The 19,362-nt window shown below is 67.8% G+C and carries 17 protein-coding genes, 1 tRNA gene and 2 pseudogenes; 11 read left to right on the top strand and 9 right to left on the bottom strand.

Features of this window, described 5'->3' with window-relative positions; translation table 11 throughout:
- Positions 1-143 precede the first annotated feature (143 nt).
- Positions 144-1,940 (bottom strand): lytic transglycosylase domain-containing protein, encoded by a 1,797-nt coding sequence (locus CA236_RS09750; protein WP_125945459.1) that lies wholly within the window; start codon positions 1,938-1,940, stop codon positions 144-146.
- On the bottom strand, positions 1,940-2,680 hold the full coding sequence (locus CA236_RS09745; RefSeq protein WP_125945458.1) for a uracil-DNA glycosylase: 741 nt from the start codon (positions 2,678-2,680) through the stop codon (positions 1,940-1,942). Before CA236_RS09745 ends, CA236_RS09750 begins: the two co-directional genes overlap by 1 nt.
- 124 nt (positions 2,681-2,804) lie before the next feature.
- On the opposite strand from CA236_RS09745, the gene CA236_RS09740 reads away from it, so the two are divergent.
- The 6 genes from CA236_RS09740 (at position 2,805) to CA236_RS09715 (ending at position 8,564) form a co-directional block, all read left to right on the top strand.
- Positions 2,805-4,463 carry an electron transfer flavoprotein-ubiquinone oxidoreductase gene (locus CA236_RS09740; protein WP_125945457.1) on the top strand — a complete coding sequence of 553 codons (1,659 nt, stop codon included), beginning with the start codon at positions 2,805-2,807 and terminating at the stop codon, positions 4,461-4,463.
- Positions 4,438-6,039: a tetratricopeptide repeat protein gene (locus tag CA236_RS09735; RefSeq protein WP_241212597.1), complete on the top strand. Its 1,602-nt coding sequence runs from the start codon at positions 4,438-4,440 to the stop codon at positions 6,037-6,039. Before CA236_RS09740 ends, CA236_RS09735 begins: the two co-directional genes overlap by 26 nt.
- The gene (locus CA236_RS09730) at positions 6,036-6,902 is read left to right on the top strand and encodes a 4-(cytidine 5'-diphospho)-2-C-methyl-D-erythritol kinase (protein ID WP_206430539.1); all 867 of its coding nucleotides are present in this window, start codon (positions 6,036-6,038) and stop codon (positions 6,900-6,902) included. Before CA236_RS09735 ends, CA236_RS09730 begins: the two co-directional genes overlap by 4 nt.
- On the top strand, positions 6,899-7,597 hold the full coding sequence (locus tag CA236_RS09725) for an enoyl-CoA hydratase/isomerase family protein (RefSeq protein ID WP_125945456.1): 699 nt from the start codon (positions 6,899-6,901) through the stop codon (positions 7,595-7,597). The genes CA236_RS09730 and CA236_RS09725 overlap by 4 nt, the downstream gene beginning before the upstream one ends.
- A gap of 44 nt (positions 7,598-7,641) precedes the next feature.
- Positions 7,642-8,169, top strand: coding sequence for a molybdenum cofactor biosynthesis protein B (gene moaB, locus CA236_RS09720; RefSeq protein ID WP_046409336.1), 528 nt, complete (start codon positions 7,642-7,644; stop codon positions 8,167-8,169).
- 194 nt (positions 8,170-8,363) lie between these two features.
- Entirely contained in the window at positions 8,364-8,564 is a 201-nt protein-coding gene (locus tag CA236_RS09715) for a hypothetical protein (RefSeq protein ID WP_052742538.1), read from the top strand.
- A 138-nt stretch (positions 8,565-8,702) separates the two neighbouring features.
- Here CA236_RS09715 and CA236_RS09710 read toward each other — a convergent pair whose 3' ends face one another.
- The 3 genes from CA236_RS09710 to CA236_RS09700 all read right to left on the bottom strand — a co-directional run bounded on the left by CA236_RS09710 (position 8,703) and on the right by CA236_RS09700 (position 11,368).
- Positions 8,703-10,973 (bottom strand): DUF3857 domain-containing transglutaminase family protein, encoded by a 2,271-nt coding sequence (locus tag CA236_RS09710; RefSeq protein WP_241212596.1) that lies wholly within the window; start codon positions 10,971-10,973, stop codon positions 8,703-8,705.
- A tRNA-Pro gene (locus CA236_RS09705) sits at positions 10,937-11,013 on the bottom strand. The genes CA236_RS09710 and CA236_RS09705 overlap by 37 nt, the downstream gene beginning before the upstream one ends.
- 49 nt (positions 11,014-11,062) lie before the next feature.
- Positions 11,063-11,368: an antibiotic biosynthesis monooxygenase gene (locus CA236_RS09700; protein ID WP_046409273.1), complete on the bottom strand. Its 306-nt coding sequence runs from the start codon at positions 11,366-11,368 to the stop codon at positions 11,063-11,065.
- Between the two features lie 139 nt (positions 11,369-11,507).
- Between CA236_RS09700 and yajC the strand changes: the two genes are divergently transcribed.
- The 4 genes from yajC (at position 11,508) to CA236_RS09680 (ending at position 14,960) form a co-directional block, all read left to right on the top strand.
- Positions 11,508-11,846 (top strand): preprotein translocase subunit YajC, encoded by a 339-nt coding sequence (gene yajC, locus CA236_RS09695; protein ID WP_125945455.1) that lies wholly within the window; start codon positions 11,508-11,510, stop codon positions 11,844-11,846.
- Between the two features lie 14 nt (positions 11,847-11,860).
- Complete coding sequence (gene secD, locus CA236_RS09690; RefSeq protein WP_046409271.1) at positions 11,861-13,465, top strand: protein translocase subunit SecD; 1,605 nt, start codon at positions 11,861-11,863, stop codon at positions 13,463-13,465.
- 117 nt (positions 13,466-13,582) lie between these two features.
- A complete protein-coding gene (gene secF / locus CA236_RS09685) occupies positions 13,583-14,566 on the top strand; it encodes a protein translocase subunit SecF (RefSeq protein WP_046409270.1) in 984 nt (327 codons plus the stop codon).
- Positions 14,567-14,573: 7 nt separating this feature from the next.
- Positions 14,574-14,960 (top strand): Mth938-like domain-containing protein, encoded by a 387-nt coding sequence (locus tag CA236_RS09680; protein ID WP_241212595.1) that lies wholly within the window; start codon positions 14,574-14,576, stop codon positions 14,958-14,960.
- Positions 14,961-15,099: 139 nt separating this feature from the next.
- On the opposite strand, the gene CA236_RS09675 is transcribed toward CA236_RS09680, so the two are convergent.
- Together CA236_RS09675 and CA236_RS09670 are read right to left on the bottom strand one after the other, a co-directional pair.
- Entirely contained in the window at positions 15,100-16,404 is a 1,305-nt protein-coding gene (locus CA236_RS09675) for a sugar MFS transporter (protein ID WP_125945453.1), read from the bottom strand.
- A gap of 68 nt (positions 16,405-16,472) precedes the next feature.
- On the bottom strand, positions 16,473-17,132 hold the full coding sequence (locus CA236_RS09670) for a TIGR02117 family protein (protein WP_125945452.1): 660 nt from the start codon (positions 17,130-17,132) through the stop codon (positions 16,473-16,475).
- 164 nt (positions 17,133-17,296) lie between these two features.
- Here CA236_RS09670 and CA236_RS09665 point away from each other — a divergent pair.
- Positions 17,297-18,346, top strand: a pseudogene (locus tag CA236_RS09665) (AI-2E family transporter).
- Between the two features lie 69 nt (positions 18,347-18,415).
- On the opposite strand, the gene CA236_RS09655 reads toward CA236_RS09665, so the two are convergent.
- Complete coding sequence (locus CA236_RS09655) at positions 18,416-19,066, bottom strand: hypothetical protein (protein ID WP_125945449.1); 651 nt, start codon at positions 19,064-19,066, stop codon at positions 18,416-18,418.
- Positions 19,059-19,362: pseudogene (locus tag CA236_RS18765) on the bottom strand (ATPase); the annotation flags it as partial. The pseudogene CA236_RS18765 and the gene CA236_RS09655, both read right to left, overlap by 8 nt.

The following is a 19,362-nucleotide window of genomic DNA, read 5'->3' as shown; positions in this document are numbered from 1 at the left end:
TCTCGCTAGATCAAGCGCGCGAACCGTTCAACGCACGATCGCAGTCGTATCGACTTTGTTCCTAAAGAACAATAGTGGAACGCGAGATTTCCAACATGCCGCCGCCGGCGCCCCGATCGAGGCGCCGGCAGCATGGCGAAGGCTTATTGCAGGCTGGTGCCGGCGCTGCCCGGGGCCGGCGCAACCGCGGCATTAACCGCGACGGTATTGGTCGACGGCCTGGCCGCGATCCGCACCGCAGGCTCACCCTTCATGCCGGGGAAGCGCGGCCACATGCCCTGTGCGAGCGCGGCGCGGCTGACCGATTTGTCACGGCCGGTCTGCCCCTCATACATCCAGTAATTGCGCAGCACGGTGACGACATAGCCGCGCGTTTCCCAATAAGGGATGCTTTCGATGTAGAGCAGCGGATCGCCGTTATCACGCACCAGCGAGTTCCATTCGCCGACCGGGCGTGGGCCCGCGTTATAGGCGGCGATCACCTTGGGCAGCAGGCCCTGCGTCAGCCCCATGTCACGCAGCCGCTCCAGATGACGCTGGCCGATGTCGATGTTGGTCGAGGGGCGGGTCAGCGCGGCCTTGTCCACCTGAACCCCGCGTTCGCGCATGTAATCGGTCGCCGCGGCGGGCATGATCTGCATCAGGCCATAGGCACCGGCGGGCGACACCACCTTGTTGCGGAAACCCGATTCCTGGAGGGTGTGAGCATAGACCAGCGCCTTGTCGACGCGCCAGCCGGTGTCGGGCGTCCAGTTCGGCGTCGGATAGCGCGTGTCGGCGGTGGCGACGAAGCCTTCCGGGCAATTGTGTGCGAGCCACACGACGCTGGCGGGGAGATTCATCTGCTCGGTCACGCGGACCAGGCTGGCGAATTCTGCCTTGGGGCCGATCTTCGCCTGCTGGCGGATCACCTGATCGGCGGCGCTGTCCTCGCCAATCTCGATCAGCGCGGCGGCGACGCGGATGTTGGGGCGGCGTTCCAGATTGGCCCAGTCGCTCGTCACCTTCTGCGGCTTGAAGGCCGCGGTCTGCATGCCGAGCGCCTGACGCGCGATCTGGCCGTAGAAGGTCTCGCTATATTGTGCGGCGTTCTTCAGCCGGCCCTCGACCCGGTCGGGGCGGCCGCACATCATGTCGGCGCGGCTGGCCCAATAGAGGCCGGCGGCGCGCATGTCGGTATCACCGGCGCGGGCGGAGACCGCCTCGAACCCCTCACCGGCAGCGGCGCAATCATTCTGGCGCCAGGCGGCGAGCGCCGACGTCCAGCGCGCATGGGTGGCCCAGTCGCCCTGCCCGCGCGCAGCCTTTTCGCCGAGGCGGCGGGCGTCGCCGTCGAGCCCCTGGAGGAAATAGATCCAGGCGACTCGCGACTGCCATTCGGTCTGCGCCTCCGGCGTCAGGCCACTGGTCGAATCGAGCAGCGATTCCGCCGCGCGGCCCATGTCCGCCTTCACATAAGGCTGCATCTTGTTGGCCAGATCGGCGGCGATCGCATCGCTGCGCGTGGCACGGGCGCGCACGCGGGTGGGCGCGCCGTCCTGCCAGATGAGCCGCTGCGCTACCGGAAGCGGGGGCAGGTCCGCGGCGCCGCGCGCACGGGCGAGGCGGGCGAGCGATTCGGCCTGGGGCAGTTCGGGCGCCTCGGTCAGCAGGCGGACCAGCGGCTCAAGCTCCACGCGGGGCGAGCCCTTGGCGGTGTAAAGTTCGGCGCGGGCGTAGCTGTGCAGCGGGCCGGGGGCCATGCCGTCGAGCGCAAGCTGCGCGTCCTGCCAGCGGCTTTCACGAACGGCGGCGAACACCGCGCGATACTGGCTGCGCTGCTCCGGCGAGAGCTGCGGCGGAATGACGGGTTTGCCGGGCGCCTCATGGCGCACCGGTTCAGCCGCGACCATCGTTGGCGCAAGCGCCACGGCCGAGACGGCCGCAAGCAGCATCCGCATCACTCAAGTCCCCTTTTCAGCAATTGCAGATCCCTCCACGCGTCGGCCTTGAGCGCGGGCCGCTCCAACAGCATGCGCGGATGGAAGCTCGCGACGACCTCCGTCGTTTGTGAGACTCTATGGTTAAGTGCATGTAAACGCCCACGGGCTTCCATGACGTTCGCCGCCAGGATGGCACGGCTCGCCGCATCGCCCATCACCAGAAGCCGCTTCGGGGCGGCCAGCGCGACGTGATGGCGGGCGATTTCGCCCAGCCGCTGTTCAAGATCGCGCGGCATTCGTCCCGCCGCCGGACGGGCGGCGCAGACGCTGGCGAGGTGCACATCGTCGCGCGAGCGGCCGATCGCGGCGAGCATCCGGTCGAACAGCCGCCCGGCCATGCCGCCAAGCAGCGAATCGGTCGAGTCCCGCTCCGGACAGTCGATCAGGATCATGAGGTCTGCGGTTGTCGGGCCGCTGGCGGTGACCAGCGGCACGCCCCATCCCGCCTCCGGCGCGGCGGTGCCGATGCGCCAGGCGAGCAGTTCCTCCAGCGTCGCCGGCAGCGTCGCCGTGACGGGGGGATCCAGCGGCGCGCCGCGCGGCTGCGCCGGTGGCGATGACGCTAGGGCAACCGGCTCTTCGCCGCCCAGCCAGTCGAACGGATCGTCGCCGACGAGCATGTCGACGCCCGCGTCCTGCCACCATTCGAGGACGCTTGCCGCGGCCAACCGCCAATTCGTGTTCTGATCTGCCCCCATAAGCCGCTTCATAGCGTTACGGTTGACGTAGCGGTCAATTCGCTCGACAGCCGATGGGGACAAGACGTTGCCGGCGCGCGCCCGATCGCTCGCTTACGATCGGGGCCGGCCAATGGAGAGAATGATGAGCGAACGCGAGTCGATGCCTTATGACGTGGTGATCGTGGGTGCGGGGCCGGCCGGCCTCAGCGCGGCGATCCGCCTGAAACAGCTCGCCGCCGAGAAGGAAGCCGACCTGTCCGTCTGCGTGCTCGAAAAGGGCAGCGAAGTGGGCGCGCATATCCTGTCGGGGGCGGTGATCGATCCGCGCAGCCTGGACGAGCTGCTGCCCAACTGGCGCGAGGACGGGTGCCCGCTGGCCGAAGTGCCGGTGACGCAGAACATCCACTGGGTGCTGAGCAAGCAGGGCAAGTTCAACCTGCCCCACCTGATGACACCGCCGTTCATGCACAACAAGGGCACCTATACCGGGAGCCTGGGCAATCTGTGCCGCTGGCTGGCGAGCAAGGCCGAGGAACTGGGTGTCGAGATCTTCCCGGGCTTCGCCGCGGCCGAGATCCTGTTCAACGAGGACGGCAGCGTGAAGGGCGTCGCGACCGGCGACATGGGCGTGGCGCGCGACGGCACGCGCAAGCCCGATTACCAGCCAGGGCTGGAGCTGCACGCCAAATACACCTTCTTCTCCGAGGGGTGCCGTGGGCATCTGTCGAAGGAGTTGATGCGCATTTTCGACCTGCGTGCCAATTGCGATCCGCAGTCCTATGGCCTTGGCATCAAGGAATTGTGGGACATCGACCCCGCGATGCACGAGCCGGGCAAGGTGATCCACACGCAAGGGTGGCCGCTCAGTGAAAGCGACACCAACGGCGGCGGCTGGATCTATCACCAGGCGAATGGGCAGGTTTCGATCGGCCTCGTCACGTGGCTGAACTATTCCAACCCCTATGTCTTCCCGTTCGCCGAAATGCAGCGCTGGAAGACGCATCCCGAGATCGCGAAGCTGCTGAAGGGCGGCAAGCGGGTGAGCTATGGCGCGCGCGCGATCAGCGACGGCGGGCTACAGTCGATCCCGAAGCTCGTCTTCCCGGGGGGCGCGCTGATCGGCGACAGCGCCGGTTTCCTCAACGTGCCGCGGATCAAGGGCACGCATACCTCGATGAAGAGCGGCATGATGGCCGCCGAGGCCGCGGTCGACGCGATCCTGTCGCAGCGCCAGGGCGACGAGCTGACCGCTTACCCCGAGGCGTTCGAGGCGTCGTGGGTGAAGAAGGAGCTGTCGATCGTCCGCAACGTCGCGCCGCTGGTGAAGAAGTTCGGCGATTTCATGGGTTCGGGCATCGCCGGCATTGCGATGTGGATGGAAAACTTCGGCCTGAAATGGCCGCTGACCATGAAGCAGCATGCCGACCATGAGACCTTGTGGCGCAAGGACATGGCCAAGAAGATCGACTATCCCAAGCCCGACGGCGTGCTGACGTTCGATCGCCTCTCCTCGGTGTTCCTGTCGAACACCAATCACGAGGAGGATCAGCCGATCCACCTGACGCTGAAGGACCCGAACATCCCGGTCGAATACGACCTGCCGCTGTATGACGAGCCGGCGCAGCGTTACTGCCCGGCGGGCGTGTACGAGATCGTCGGCGAGGAAACGGGCGATCCGAAGTTCGTGATCAACGCGCAGAATTGCGTCCACTGCAAGACGTGCGACATCAAGGATCCGACGCAGAACATCAACTGGGTGGTGCCCGAGGGCGGTGGTGGGCCGAACTATCCCAACATGTAAGCTGCTGGCAGCGGCGGCGCTTGCGGCGATCGTCGCCGCAGCGCCGGCGCATGCCGCCGTGCCCGACCTGCTCGCTTATCTGCAGGCGCGCGCCGCCGATGGCGAGGGCGCGGCCGAGGCGGCGGCGCAGCGCTACGCCGATGCGCTGGCCGCGACGCCGGGCGACAAGGGCGTCGCCGCCTACGCCTATCGCGAGGCGATCAAGGCGGGGAACCTGAAGCTGGCGCTCGACGCCGCGGTGGCGCTGGGCAGCGCCGCCCCCGCCGACGCCGACCTGCTGATCCTCGCCAGTGCCGCCGCGCATGCGGACTTCGACACCGCCGACGCCGCGATTGCGCGGATCGGCAAGGGCCAGTTCGCGGTGATGGCGCCGCCGCTCGCCGCCTGGGCCGCGTTCGCGCGCGGCAAGGACCCCCTGCCCCTGCTGGCGGTCGGCCGCAGCGACAGCGTGGCGCGGCGCTTTGCCGGCGAAACGCGCGCGCTGATCCTGATCGCGCAAGGCAACACCCGCGAGGGGCTGACCACGCTGAGCGCGATGCTGGGCACCGGCCAGGCGAGCGAAGACCTGCGCATCATCGCCGCGCGGCTGCTGATCGGTACCGGGCGGGCGGCGGAGGCACGCGGGCTGCTGGCCGGGGACGCGGCACCGATCGCGGCGCTGCGCGACCAGCCGGGTCCGGGCGCGCAGCCATCGCTGGCATTCGGCGCGTCGGCGCTGTTCACGCGTATCGCCAGCGACCTGATCCTCGGGCCCGACAGCCCGCTGCCGCTCGCGCTGGCGCAGGCGGCGGTGATGGCGGATGCCGGCAATGATCGCGCCCGCCTGCTGCTGGCGCATACGCTGTCGCGCGCCGGTGAACCCGCGCGGGCGATCGCGACGCTGAAGGCGATTCCGCCGACCAGCCCCTATCGCGACGCAGCGCGGGCCGGCCGCGTCCAGATCCTGGCCAACGCCGACCGTATCGACGAGGCGATCGCAGCGGCCGAGGCCGAGTCGCGCGACAACACCCCCGCGTCGCTGCAACGCTATGGCGACCTGTTGATGACCGCCGACCGGCCGGCGGATGCGGTGCCCGTCTATCGCCGGCTGATCGACAAGGGTGAGGCGGACTGGTCGACGTGGCTGCAATATGGCGCTGCGCTGGACGAAGCGGGCGACTGGCCCGGCGCGCACCGCGCCTTGCAGGAAGCGGTGCGGCTCGCGCCCGAGGAGCCGCTGGCGCTGAACTATCTCGGCTATGCACAGATCGTGCATGGCGAGCCGGTCGCCCCGGCGCAGGCGCTGCTGGAAAAGGCGAGCGCGCTGAGGCCCAATGATGCCGCGATCACCGATTCGCTGGGCTGGGCATATCATCTGGCGGGCGACAGCAAGCGCGCGCTGCCGCTGATCGAGCGCGCGGCGGCCGCCTCCCCCGCCGATGTCGAGGTCAACGAGCATCTCGGTGACATTTACTGGACGCTGGGCAGGCGCGTCGACGCGCGATACGCATGGCGCGCGGCGAAGGTCGTCGCGGAACCCGAAACGTCCGCGCGGCTCGCGGCGAAGATCGCCAACGGACCGACTGCCCAGCAATGATTTCCAGCGATGTGATTGTGGAGCCGGCGCCGGCGAAGCTGAACCTTGCGCTTCACGTCCGCGCGCGGCGGCCCGACGGCTATCACGATCTGGAAACGCTGTTCGTGTTCTGCCGCGACGGCGACGTGGTGACGATCGCGGACGCGCAGGATGACAGCTTTACCATTACCGGGCCGTTCGCGAGCGCGCTGGCGGCGGCGACCGACGTGGTGCCAGCGGATCGTGCTGGCTGGACCGACAATCTGGTGACGCGTGCCGCCGATGGCTTTCGCGATACCTTTGGCGTCGCGCAGCGCCATGCGATCATCCTGGAGAAGAACCTGCCCGTGGCATCGGGGATTGGCGGGGGTTCGGCCGATGCGGCGGCGACGCTGCGCGCACTGGCGCGGCGGCATGGCGTTTCGGCGGATGATCCGCGGCTGATCGCCGTCGCTGCCAGACTGGGCGCCGACGTTCCCGCCTGCCTGGCCGGGCGGACCGCCTTCGGCACCGGCAAGGGCGATGCCTTGGCGCCGCTGGATGGCTGGGCCGGTGCGCCGGTGCTGCTGGTCAATCCGGGCGTGGCGGTGTCGACCGCGGCGGTCTTTGGCGCCTGGGACGGGATCGATCGCGGACCGCTGGATCCGGCGGACCCGATCGGCGGGCGCAACGACCTGGAGCCGGCGGCGCGCAGCCTGGCGCCGGAAATCGACCGGGTGATCGCGGTGCTTGCCGCGCAGCCCGGCGTAAAGCTGGCGCGTATGTCGGGATCGGGCGCGACGTGCCTCGCGCTGTTCGAGACGGTTGCGCAGCGCGACCAAGCCGCTGCCGCGGTCGCCGCCGCCGAGCCCGGCTGGTGGCAGATGGCGAGCCGGCTGGCATGATCGGGTTTGAGATGGACGGGGCGATCGCGCGAATCACCCTCGCCCGCGATGGCCGGCGCAATGCGATGGGCGCGGCCCATTTCCACGAGCTGGCCGACATTGCCGCGGCGGTCCCGCGCGAGGCGGCAGTCGTTCTGCTGCAATCGGGCGTGCCGGGGATCTTTTCCGCCGGCGCTGACCTCAGCGAAGCCGCGCGGCTTGCCGACGCGCCCGAGCTGCGCGCGCCCTTTCGCCTCGCGATCCGCGCGGCGGTGGAATCGCTGGCGGCACTTCCCATGCCGCTGGTCGCCGCGATCGACGGCGGCTGCCATGGCGCGGCCGTCGCCCTGATGCTGGCCGCGGACGTGCGGGTAGCGAGCAGCGACGCCAGCTTCGCGATCCCGCCGGCGCGGCTGGGCATCGGCTATCCGGCGGAGGATCTGGCGCGGCTGCTGGCGGTGGGCGGCCCGGGGCAGGCGGCGCGCCTGCTGTTCACCGCCGCGACGATCGACGCGCACGAGGCGCTGCGCATCGGGCTGGTCGACGTGATCGGCGATGGGGCGGCAATCGCGGCGCAGATCGCCGCCAACGATGCGGGTGCGCTGGTCATGCTGAAGGCGATGTTGCGTGATCCGGCCGCGCCCGACCATGCCGCCGCCTTCGAGGACAGTTTCGCCAACCCCCGCTTTCGCGCGGCGGCCCAACGGTATCGTTGATCGGGGGCGTTGATCGCGTCGCGCTGGCAGGCGATACCCTCGCCATGCCGATTGACACGAACCGCCCGTTCCTGCCCGTCAACATCGCCGTGCTGACCGTGTCCGACACGCGCGGCCTGGCCGACGATCGCTCCGGCGATACGCTCGTCGCGCGGCTGCTGGAGGCGGGGCATGTGCTGGCGCAGCGCCAAATCCTGCGCGACGATGCCGATGCGATCGTGGCGCAGCTTCACGCCTGGATCGAGGACGAGGCGATCGATTGCATCATCACCACCGGGGGCACCGGGGTGACCGGGCGCGACGTGACGCCCGAGGCGGTGGAGCGGGTCGCCGACAAGATGATCCCCGGCTTTGGCGAGCTGTTCCGGTGGCTGTCCTACCAGACGATCGGCACCTCCACCGTCCAGTCACGCGCCTGCGCCTGCGTGGCGCGCGGCACCTATATCTTTGCGCTGCCCGGATCGACCGGCGCGGTGAAGGACGGGTGGGACGGCATCCTCAAGGACCAGCTCGACAGCCGCCATCGGCCCTGCAATTTCGTCGAGCTGATGCCGCGCCTGCTGGAACGCTGAGCGCCGGCAATATTGCGCAACGCGGCGCACATCCGGCCGCCATAACCGGACACGGATCGCGGCCCGTGCGCGTCCATTTTCACATGATTTGTCAAAATGATGATGACGTGGGTTGAACATAGCAACCAACGGCGTTGCCGAACATTTCGATGTGCATGCCCACTTTCTTTTTCCGTGTCCGTACACCAGACCAGATGACCCGCCGCGCGGAAAGCTTCGAACTGCCCGATCTCAATGCCGCGCTGATCCAGGCGCAGCGGTCCGCGCGATCGCTGGTGCGCACGCCGGCACGCCGCGGGATCACTACGATGAAGGGCAGCCTGGACATCGAAAACGAGCTGAATCAGCCGCTTGCCCGCCTGACGCTGGCCGAAGTCGCGCACCAGATTTCCTGATCACCAGAGCTCCTGGAAAGGGGCCATTCGCGGAGAGGATGCGCGCGCCGGTGGCCGATGCCGCCGGGGCGCACCCGTGCCTGGGGTGGCGCGGCGCAGAACGCGACCGGCGGGCCGAAACCAGGGCAGGTAGAGCGGCTACGGCGTTCCCGTTTGCGGCCTTTCCGGCGACACGCACGGCACATTGTCGGCCGTCCAGTCGAGATCATAGGTCGCGGGCACGGTCTCGCCCTTCCCCACCGCGGCCTTGCGACCCGCGGGGTCGTAGAAGATCCAACCCATGCTGTTGTCGAACTTGGCGATCCGCGCATTGTCGCGCTCGGCCGACGCGGCATCGGTCTCCGGCCGCTCGACGCGCGATCCGCGGATCATCCGTATCGCGCCGTCGCGCATCTCCCAGACACGGTGATAATGCCGGCCGAACAGGCGATTGTCGTAGCTGGGCTTCGATGACCATTGTTCAGGCTTCGTGGATGTCGGCAAGCGCACCGTGGTGACGTGGCAGATATACTCAGGCTTGGTGTAATAGGGTGCGTTCTGGTTTGGCCCCGGCGAACGAGCGCGGCGATCGGGCGGGCTGAAGCCACCACCGGGCAACGCCAGCGACTTCCCACCGCCGTCGCCCTCATCCCAGGTCATCCTGGCGGTGCCGGAAATGGTGAGGACGCTGGCACCCGCCTTCTGATCGTAGCGCCACTGGACGTCGTCGATCGTCTGCCAGAACTCGCCGATCGCATTCTGGCGAAAGCCGTCGAGCAGCTGCGGGGCGCTGATCGCGGCGAATTGCAGCTGGTTCTGCAGTCCCTTTACGCCGCGGATAATCTCGGTCGTGACAACACGGGGCGGCGTGTCGAAGCCGGCTCGTGCGTCAATCTCGAACAGATTGATCGTGTCGGGCACTGTTGCCGGCCGCCAGGGCAGCTGCTCGAGTGCGCTGCCGGCCGGGGTGAGTGGCAGGACCCAGCCCACCGGGAATACGGGCTGGGCGCTTGGGGTGGCAACCGCGGGCAAGGTGCCGTCCAGCCAGTAGCGCTGGCCGTCGATGCGGGCGCGGACAAGCACATGATCAAACACCTGCGGCAACGCGAGTCGTTGATCGAGCCCGTCGTCGTTGCCATCGGCATTGATGAGGACCGCCTCTGCCTCAATCCCAAGCTCCGCCAGCAGCGCGAGAAGCAGCGCGGTCTTGCCCTTGCAGTCGCCGTAGCGGCGCTTCCAGGTTTCGTCCGCCGACGCCGGGATCACGTTACCGCCATTCAGGCCGACGTAGATGTAGCGCACATCCTGCTGCACAAGCTTCAGCGCCGCGGCAGCGCGATCGACCGGCCGCGTGTGAGCCGCGGCAATGCGGGCTGCTTCGCGCCTGATCGGAGAGTCGGCGGCGAGGGTAGCGGCCTTCGCATAGAGGGGCGCGAAGTGACGCGACAGTGAAGCCCAGTCGGCAAAGTCGCTGTATTCCACGGCGCGCTGCCAGAGATAGCGTGGCGGCGCATCGCGCGGCGGCGATAGCAGCGCGGGATTGTCGAAGCGGAATTCGAGCGCCCGCTCCTGCTTCACCATTGCCGACGTCATGTCCGGAGCAATCCTGAGCCGCGGCTCGTGCCCGGCGTCCCAGCTCAACCGTAGCCGATAGCGGCCGGGAGCCGGGGCCTGCCCCAGCAACAGCATGCCCGAATCATACGGCCCGAGCCCCGGATCGCGGGAGAAGCTGGTAAACTGCACGTCCAGTTCGTCGCCGACGCGCAGATCAGGGACGCGAAGCACCGCCGTCAGCATCCCGTCGAGCATTGCCGCTTCGAGCTGATCCTCTCGCCGCAGGATTTCGAAAGAGGCGCTCTTCAGAACGTCGACGAGCTGTCCGTCGCGCAACACGCTGATGCCATGCACGATCGGGGCTCCGGCGGCCGGGTTCCAGGCAATGGCAATATTGCCGACCTGCAGCGCGCTGGAATCCAGGATCTTCACGCGGTAGCCGAAATATTGCGCCTGGCCCTTGTCACTCAAGTGGACCAGCACATCCTGACGCAGGAATAGCAACGGACCGGTGACGGTAGCCGGCATCGGCAACAACTCGGATGGGCTCACCCAGGCGGGAGTGGGACCACGAGAGACCTTGTCGGATTGTGCATAAGCAGGCCCGGCAACAAGCATTGACGCCGCAAGGAGCAGCCCAGCACGAACATTCATCGATATTGCCCCCAACCTCTCAGGCTGCACCTGTGGCAGAAGCAGGTCACTTGCAAGATGTTGGTGCACGATAACGGGCCGCACACGCCCGCGGCTTTCGACGTGGCCGGCCGCGCACGATGCGCCGGCGCGCGGCCACCGCCCGCGCAGTGCGCGGGGATGGCGGCAATTTTTCTTGAAGTCTCTGGTCGGGGCGACAGGATTCGAACCTGCGACCCCCACACCCCCAGTGTGATGCGCTACCAGGCTGCGCTACGCCCCGACCGAGACGCGCGGCCCTACGCGGGCCGCGCGGGATATGCAAGTCGTGATCAGATCAGCTTGCGCCAATGCTGCCCGTCCCAGGCGTCGATCGACATGGCGGACGGCGAATGGGCGCGCAGCGCGCGGCCGAATGCCTTTTGATGATCGGCCTGGCCGTGCGCGGCCAGCGCCTCCGGAGTCGCCCAGCGTTCGGCGACGCGGACCAGATCGGGATCGGCCGCGTCGAACGCGAAGCTATATTCCTCGCACCCCTCTTCGGTTTTCACCACCGCGGCATGATCGGCGAACAGCGACGCGGCCTTTGCGCCCTCTCCGGCGCCAAGCTTGATCGTACCCATTACCAGGATCGTCATTACCTCTCCTTCTCGCTCGTTATCCGCGCTTCCTTACCACGCGCGTGAGTTGCGCCAAGGCCGTGGCAGTGATAGCGGCGCACGCTTCCCTTGAGGTCCGTTCTGCGGGCCTCATGACCCATGTGCACGCAAGGACGGCATGTTCATCTCTCCAGCTTATGCCCAGACGGCCACGGGCGCTTCCTCGCAGGGCGGCATGGCAGGCTTTCTCAGCCTGGCGCCGCTCATCCTGGTCTTCGTCGTCTTCTACTTCCTCATGATCCGACCGCAGCAGCGCCGCATGAAGACGCTGCAAAATGCGATCGCGGCGGTGAAGAAGGGTGACACGGTCGTTACCGCCGGCGGCCTCGTCGGCAAGGTGACCAAGGTCGAGGACCAGTTCGTCGAGGTCGAGATCGCCGCCAACACCCGCGTGAAGGTCGTCAAGGCGACCCTCGCCGAGGTGACGGCGCTCGGCGCCAAGCCCGCGAACGACTGAGGCGATCCGCTCTTATGCTCGATTTCCCGCGGTGGAAGGTCATCTCGATCTGGGCAACGATCATCGCGCTTGTCGCGCTGGCGATCCCCAGTCTGTTGCCGCAGCGCATCACCGATTCGTGGGGTGCCTTCCCGCACCCGCGGATCAACCTGGGCCTTGACCTCGCGGGGGGCAGCTACCTGCTGCTCGAAGCCGATGTGAACGACATCGCGTCCGGCCGGCTCGAGGCGATGCGCGAGCAGGTGCAGACCGAGATGCGGCGCCAGCGGCCCCGCATCGAGATCGGCGACATTTCCGTCCGCGGCGGGCGCCTGTCGTTCCTGCTGCGCGATCCGAGCCAGGTGGACGCGGCGCGCGAGCGGCTGACCCAGATCACCGGCGGCGGCGTCGGCCTGACCGGCCAGCGCGAATGGGACATCCAGGTCGTCGATTCGAGCCGTATCGTCCTCACCCCGACGCAAGCCGGGCTGACGCAGGCGATCGACACCGCGATGGGCGACGCGACCGAAGTGGTCCGCCGCCGTATCGACGAGCTTGGCACGCGCGAGCCGACGATCATCCGCCAGGGATCGAACCGTATCGTCGTGCAGGTGCCGGGCCTGCAGAACCCGCAGGCGCTGAAGGACCTTCTGGGCAAGACCGCGAAGCTCGAGTTCAAGCTGGTCGACGAGACCGCGACGCCGCAGCAGCTGGCCAGCGGCCAGGCACCGGCGGGCAGCCAGATCCTTCCCTATCCCAACAATCCCGCCGGCCTGCCGGTCATTGCGGTCAAGCGGTCGGCGATCCTGACCGGCGACCAGCTGACCGATGCGCGGCAGGAATTCAGCCAGCAGACCAACGAGCCGCAGGTCGCCATCACCTTTGACAGCCAGGGCGGCCGCAAGTTCGCCCAGGTGACGCGCGAGAACGTGAACAAGCCGTTCGCGATCATCCTCGACAACCAGGTGATCTCGGCCCCCAACATCAACGAGCCGATCCTGGGCGGTCGCGCGCAGATCTCGGGCAGCTTCACGACGGAAAGCGCCAATGCGCTGGCCATCGCGCTGCGTTCGGGCAAGCTGCCGGTGACGCTGAAGGTGGTCGAGGAATCGACCGTCGGGCCGGACCTTGGCGCCGAATCGATCCGCGCCGGCATCCTCGCCTCTGCCGTGGCGGTGGCGCTGGTCGTTGCCTTCATGCTGGTCACCTATGGCCGGTTCGGCGTCTATGCGAACCTCGCCGTCGTCATCAACGTGTTCGTCATCGTCGGCGTGCTGGCGCTGATCGGCGGTACGCTGACGCTGCCGGGCATCGCTGGCTTCGTGCTGACGATCGGTACCGCGGTCGACGCCAACGTGCTGATCAACGAGCGTATCCGCGAGGAGCGGCGGCGCGGGCGATCGGTGGTCCAGTCGGTGGAACTGGGGTACAAGGAAGCCAGCCGCACGATCTTCGAGGCGAACATGACCCACGCCATTTCCGGCATCATCATGTTCCTGCTGGGCTCCGGCCCGGTGAAGGGCTTCGCGGTCGTGCTGCTGATCGGCATCGCCACCAGCGTGTTCACCGCCGTCCTCTTCACCCGCATGCTGACGGCGCAGTGGCTGCGTCGCGCCAAGCCGAAGACGATCAACATATGACCTGGGGCCGATCGATGAGCGACCGTCGCCCCGGGAACATGCCGGGGTCTCGTGCCGCAGCGGCACGTACCAGCAACAAGGAAACCCCGGCTGCGGCCGGGGTGGCGGGTTGAGACTATGAAACTGCTGAAACTCGTCCCCGACGATACCAATTTCGACTTTGTCCGCCTGCGTAGCTGGGCATTCGGCCTGACGCTGATCCTGTCGGTGCTGGCGATCGGCGTGACCTTCGCCAAGGGCCTGAACTTCGGCGTCGATTTCGAAGGCGGCCTGATGATCGAGGAGCGGTTTGCCTCTCCGCCCGATCTCGACAAGCTGCGCTCCGTTGTCGACGCGCAGGGGCTGGGCGAGGCATCGCTGCAGCAGTTCGGCGACCCGCGCACGCTGACGATCCGCCTGCCCGTGCAGGAGGGCGCCGACGAAGGCGCAACCAACGCCGCGGTGAAGAAGGTGGAAGTCGCGATTGCCGAGGCATTCCCCGGCGCGACGTTCAGCCGCTATTCGACCATTTCGGGCAAGGTTTCGGGCGAGCTGATCCGCAACGGCATCCTTGCGGTCGTGCTGTCGATCCTGGGCATCGGCCTGTTCGCCATCGTTCGGTTCGAATGGCAGTTCGGCGTGTCCACGATCGCGGCGATCATCCACGATCTGTTGATGACGCTTGGCTTCTTTGCGCTGACGCAGTTTGAGTTCGACCTCAATATCGTCGCCGCCGTGCTGACGATCGTCGGCTATTCGATCAACGACAAGATCGTCATCGACGATCGTATCCGCGAGAATATGCGCCGGTATCGCAAGATGGACATGCGCGAGATCGTGAACCTGTCGGTCAACGAGACGCTGCCGCGTACCGTGATGACGTCGGTCACCATCCTGCTGGCGCTGGGCGCGCTGCTGTTCCTGGGCGGCCATGTGCTGCGCGGCTTCACCGCGGCGATGATCCTGGGCATCGTGGTCGGCACCTATTCGTCGATCTACGTGTCGTCGTCGCTGCTGATCACGCTGGGCCTGCGCTCCGACCCCAGCATCGAGCGCGCGCCGCGCGGCGGCGGGATCGACAATGCCGAGCGGATCGCCCCGCGCGAGCCGCGCGCCGAGTGACCAGCGCATGAAGATGAGCCGGGAGCGTGACGCGGGCGGGCCGATCGTGCGTGGCCTGTCGGCGGCGGGATTCCGGCTCGACGAGACGACCGTCCTCAGCGCCGCGTTGCTGACGGTCTCTGACGCCGAGGCCTGGACTCCCCCGCCGCTGGCGGAACTGACCGAGGAAGCGCTGGCGCCGATCCTGGACCCCGCGCCCGAGTTCATCCTGATCGGTACTGGAGACACGCTGGCGCGTCCGCCGCGTGCACTGGTCGACGCGCTGGACGCGCGGGGGATCGGGGTAGAGGCGATGGACAGCCGCGCCGCGGCGAAGGCGTGGGGCGTGCTGCGCAGCGAGGGGCGGCAGATCGGCGCTGCGCTCTACCCGCTGGGTGGTGATCCCCAGCGCTGAGCTCACCGGCCCCGCTCAACAAACAGCACCGCACAACAAAAAGGCGCCCGGCAATCTACCCGGCGCCTTTTCTTTTGTCGTGGCGGCAGCGTGCGCTGCCATCCGCGGGGGCGCCGCGGCGCCCCCCTTCCCCGTACGGTCAGGCCGCGGCGGGGCGGCGGGCGAAGACGCCGAAGCTCAGGATCACCGCATAGCAGGCGACCGGCAGGATGAGCGCGAAGGCGAGGCTGCCCGTCATATCCGCCACGGTGCCGTAGAGCGGCGGGATGACCGCACCGCCGACGATCGCGGTGGCGATGACGCCCGACCCCTCTGCCGCGCGCCGCCCGAGGCCTTCGGAGGCGAGGCTGAAGATCGTGGGGAACATGATCGAATTGGTCAGGCCAACCGCGATCAGCGCCCAGCCAGCGGCAGTGCCGGTGGTGTTGGCGGAGAAAGCGAGCAGCGCGATCGCGCCGGTGCCGGCGAATGCGAGCACCTTCCCCGGCGAGACAAGCCGCAGCACGGCCGAGCCGATGAAGCGGCCGAGCAGCGCGCCACCCCAGTAGAAGGGCACGTAATTGCCGGCGATGTTGAGCGGCACGTTCCACACGTCCGGCTGCGCCAGATAGACGACGAGGTTCGACCCGATCGCGACCTCCGCACCGACGTAGAGGAAGATGCACAGCACGCCGAAGGCGAAGCGCGGGCGAGACAGGAGCGTCAGCGCGTGGAAGATCGAGCCGGTCTGCTCCTGCTCCTCCTGCAGCCGGTTGCGGCGCGTCCACACGACGGCAGCAATGATCAGCAGCGCGACGGCGAGGCCGATATAGGTGTGGACGATCGTCCGCGACGCCTCGATGCGGTAGGCGTCGAGGGCGGGGCCGCTCAACGTTGCGGCGCTGACGCCGGCGAGACCGCCCAGGATCAGCGTCGAGCCGACGCGCGGGAAGATGGTCGTGCCGAGCGAGTTGAACGCCTGCGCAAACGTCAGGCGGCTATGCGCGGTGCGCGCCGGGCCGAGCAGCGAGATGAGCGGGTTCGCGACGACCTGCACCACCGTGATGCCGGCGCCGAGCACGAAGAGCGCGAGCAGGAACATGCCGAACGTCGCCGAGCTGGACGCCGGGATGAACAACAGGCAGCCCACCGTCATCGTGACGAGGCCGATCGAGGCAGTGCGCATGTAGCCAGCACGACGAACGATCGCCGCGGCGGGCAGCGAGAACAGCAGATAGGCGAGGAAGAACGCCGAGTTTACCAGATTTGCCTGCGCATGGCTGAGCGTGAACAGCTCCTGCAGCTTGGGCATGATGATGTCATTGAGGCTGGTGATGCCGCCAAAGATGAAAAACAGCGCAAAGACGAACCAGCGCAGGTCCGGCGCATCGACGTGCGCGCCGTCCCCCGTATCGGGCGACGGATCAGCGCTGTTGCTGGTCGTCGCGCCGTGAGCGAAAGCCATGAAAAATCCCCTCCGAGAACATGTAACCGTTTACCGCGAAAAACGGCGAGGACAATCCGGGCCTTGCCCTAGTCGTGTCGAGGGAACCACCACATCACGGTGGCGGGGAAAGGCGTCCAGCGCCCGACCCTGACGCCGGCGAAGCGAAGCGCCTCCCCCACCCAGGCGTTGCAGGTGTGGATGGCGTCGTAGCGGCCGCGCGCCTCGTAAAAGGCATCATTGCCGAAATAGCCGGGATAATGCGCCCCGCCCGGCACGAGCGACGCCTGGATGAAGGCGGCGAGCCGGCGGTATTGCGCGGGCGTCACGACCAGCCGGTGAGCCTCCCCCGTCGGTGACGGAGCCGGCAGATGATCGACATGGACCAGGGTGCGATTGCTGCCGATCGCCGCGGCCACGACGACGCCGGGCCGCAGATCGGCCCAGGTCGGCGTCTCAAGGTAGAAGTCATGCTCCCCCCAGCCGACCGATACGTGATCGTAAGCGGCGAAGCGCGGATCGCGCAGGTCGCGGGCGGGAAAATACGGGCGCCAGTCCACGCCAGCGGCGACCTTGGGCATGATGATGCCGGTGTGGATGCCGTTGGATTCGACATAGAGGGTGATGCCCTGCGGGGGCGCCACCCAGTCGCGGTTGGCGGGAAGCGCGCCCCCGACCAGCCCGGCGAGCGGATAGGCGACCAGCGCCAGCACCACGGCAACCAGGATGAGGAGCGGGCGACGGCGCATCGCGGGGACCGTACCAGCCGGCGCGGCGCAGCACACCCCGTGGCGCGCGTTGTCTCCCGTCGCCGCAACACCGCGCGGCGACGGGCGTTGATCGATCCGGAAAGCGCTTACCAGGGCGACCGACGCCGCGGGGTCGGTCGAATGACCGGAAAACAAGGAACAGGATGCAGATCGACCGGGAGGCCATTGCCGACTTCGCCCTGAAGACCATCGTCGCGATCGGCCTCGTCAGCCTCGCCCTGCTTGTCTGGAAGCTGCGGGATGCGATGTTGCTGGTGTTCGCGGCGGTCATCACTGCGGTGATCCTCCGGGCCTTTGCCCGCGCGCTGCAACGGGTCGTGCCGATGGGCGACGGCATCGCATTGTCGCTCGCCACCGTGATCATCGCCGTGGTGGTGATAGGCGCGGTCGGGCTGTTCGGGCAGGAAGTGTCGACCCAGATCAGCGCATTGGCGAACATGCTGCCCGGGGCGTGGGATACGCTGGTCGATACGGTGGGCGCCGAGCGGCTCGACCAGCTGGTCGATCGCTTCATGCCGGAGAGGGCGACGATCGCCTCGATCGCACAGTCGGTCATCAGCGTGGTGGTCAGCGCCGCTTCGGGCCTCGCGCTGGCGGTGCTGGGCGGGATCTATCTCGCGCTGTCGCCCGATACCTATCGCCGCGGCGCGCTGCGGCTGCTGCCGGCGAGCGCGCAGCGGCGCGCGACCCGGGCGATCGATCAGACAGGCGATTCGCTGCGCGCGTGGCTGATCGGACAGATCCTGCTGATGCTGCTGGTCGGGGTCGTGACGGGCGTCGGCCTGTCGGTGATCGGCGTGCCATCCGCCTTCGCACTGGGACTGATCGCCGGGCTGCTGGAGTTCGTGCCGCTGATCGGGCCGATTGCCGCCGCCATCCCCGGGGTGCTGATTGCGCTGACGATGGGGATTGAGACCGCTGCGCTGACCGCGGGCTTCTACCTCGTCGTGCAGTAGTCGGAGGGGAACATCCTGGAGCCGCTGGTGATGCGCAAGTCGGTGTCGATCCCGCCGGCTATCACGCTTTTTGCCATCTTCCTGTTCGGCGCCTTGTTCGGGCCACTCGGCGTCCTGCTGGGCGGGCCGCTCACCGTCGCGGCGTTCGTGATGGTGCGAGTGTTGTGGTTGAACGATGACCTGAGCGGCGGTCGGCAGGCGAAGGCTTCGGAACCGGCGGCGGATGGCGCCACATAGCAAAACGGCCGCATCTAGGAGATGCGGCCGCTTGGCTGGTCAGTCCTGATCCGCTGCCTGTTCAGGCGATCAGTTCAGGCGACCGATTCCGGCAATCGTCCGGTTGACCAGCGCGCGGTCGGCATCAGGGCCGAGACGGTCGGCGATCAGCGTCGACGCGGCGTCCGCTGCCGCGGCGGCGGCGCGGGCACGAACCTCGTTCACCGCGGCGCGTTCAGCCGCTGCGATCTTGTCCTGAGCCATCTTTGCGCGGCGGTTCACGAGTTCGTCGGCATCGACCCGAGCCTGGGCCACGATGACTTCCGCCTCGTGATTGGCCTGCTCCGCCATCTCGGCCGCGGTCTTTTCCGCGTCAGCGATCTTGCGGGCATATTCGTCGCGCAGCGCCTCAGCCTCGGCACGAAGCGCCTTTGCCTCGTCAAGCTGCTGGCGGATGCCGGCGATCTGGCGATCGAGACCGCCGACCAGCATGGCCGGTACCTTCTTCGCCAGAAGAATGATGATGAGCACCAGCATTGCCAGCGACACGATCACCGTGCCATTGGCAAAGCCGAACAGCGACGGATCAACGTGGTGATCCGGGCCGCCCTCGGCGATCGAGGTGCTGAGCGCCTCGGTCCCCTCGGCGGTCATGCCCTCTGCCTCGGCCGCATGGGCGAGGTTTTCGGCGACCTGGGCGGAACCGCCGGTCGCGGCGGAGAGGATGATGAACTCAGCCATTCGCCATCGACGCCTTCACGGCGCCCCTCGCTTCGTCGGTCGACACCTGGATGCCGGACACGCGGGCCACGATCTCCTGCGCCGCTTCGGCGGCGATCGTCTCGATCTCGCCCAGCGCACGTTCCGTGGCCGCCTTGATATCCGCCTCAGCGGCCGCGATCTGCTGCGCCTGATCGGCGGCAGCCAGCGACAGCCGTTCCTCGGTAGCCTTGGCCGCCCGCTGACGCGCCTCAGCGACGAGCGCCTGCGCCTTTTCACGGTTGGCCTGGTCGCGCACGCGCCAGTCGGCTTCCACC

The sequence above is a fragment of the Sphingomonas sp. ABOLG genome, assembly GCF_003950435.1.
GTDB lineage: Bacteria > Pseudomonadota > Alphaproteobacteria > Sphingomonadales > Sphingomonadaceae > Sphingomonas > Sphingomonas panaciterrae.
The sequence above is the reverse complement of the archived record's forward strand: the minus strand, read 5'-3'. Positions and strand labels throughout refer to the sequence as shown.

What these genes read in the sequence shown, in the direction of transcription:
- moaB (WP_046409336.1), top strand. Translation starts at nt 7,642, where the DNA reads ATGCCGATTGACACGAACCGCCCGTTCCTGCCCGTCAACATCGCCGTG.
- secD (WP_046409271.1), top strand. Translation starts at nt 11,861, where the DNA reads ATGCTCGATTTCCCGCGGTGGAAGGTCATCTCGATCTGGGCAACGATC.
- CA236_RS09740 (WP_125945457.1), top strand. Translation starts at nt 2,805, where the DNA reads ATGAGCGAACGCGAGTCGATGCCTTATGACGTGGTGATCGTGGGTGCG.
- CA236_RS09675 (WP_125945453.1), bottom strand. Translation starts at nt 16,404, where the DNA reads ATGGCTTTCGCTCACGGCGCGACGACCAGCAACAGCGCTGATCCGTCG.
- CA236_RS09745 (WP_125945458.1), bottom strand. Translation starts at nt 2,680, where the DNA reads ATGGGGGCAGATCAGAACACGAATTGGCGGTTGGCCGCGGCAAGCGTC.
- secF (WP_046409270.1), top strand. Translation starts at nt 13,583, where the DNA reads ATGAAACTGCTGAAACTCGTCCCCGACGATACCAATTTCGACTTTGTC.
- CA236_RS09750 (WP_125945459.1), bottom strand. Translation starts at nt 1,940, where the DNA reads ATGCGGATGCTGCTTGCGGCCGTCTCGGCCGTGGCGCTTGCGCCAACG.
- yajC (WP_125945455.1), top strand. Translation starts at nt 11,508, where the DNA reads ATGTTCATCTCTCCAGCTTATGCCCAGACGGCCACGGGCGCTTCCTCG.
- CA236_RS09725 (WP_125945456.1), top strand. Translation starts at nt 6,899, where the DNA reads ATGATCGGGTTTGAGATGGACGGGGCGATCGCGCGAATCACCCTCGCC.
- CA236_RS09670 (WP_125945452.1), bottom strand. Translation starts at nt 17,132, where the DNA reads ATGCGCCGTCGCCCGCTCCTCATCCTGGTTGCCGTGGTGCTGGCGCTG.
- CA236_RS09715 (WP_052742538.1), top strand. Translation starts at nt 8,364, where the DNA reads ATGACCCGCCGCGCGGAAAGCTTCGAACTGCCCGATCTCAATGCCGCG.
- CA236_RS09680 (WP_241212595.1), top strand. Translation starts at nt 14,574, where the DNA reads ATGAAGATGAGCCGGGAGCGTGACGCGGGCGGGCCGATCGTGCGTGGC.
- CA236_RS09700 (WP_046409273.1), bottom strand. Translation starts at nt 11,368, where the DNA reads ATGACGATCCTGGTAATGGGTACGATCAAGCTTGGCGCCGGAGAGGGC.
- CA236_RS09655 (WP_125945449.1), bottom strand. Translation starts at nt 19,066, where the DNA reads ATGGCTGAGTTCATCATCCTCTCCGCCGCGACCGGCGGTTCCGCCCAG.
- CA236_RS09730 (WP_206430539.1), top strand. Translation starts at nt 6,036, where the DNA reads ATGATTTCCAGCGATGTGATTGTGGAGCCGGCGCCGGCGAAGCTGAAC.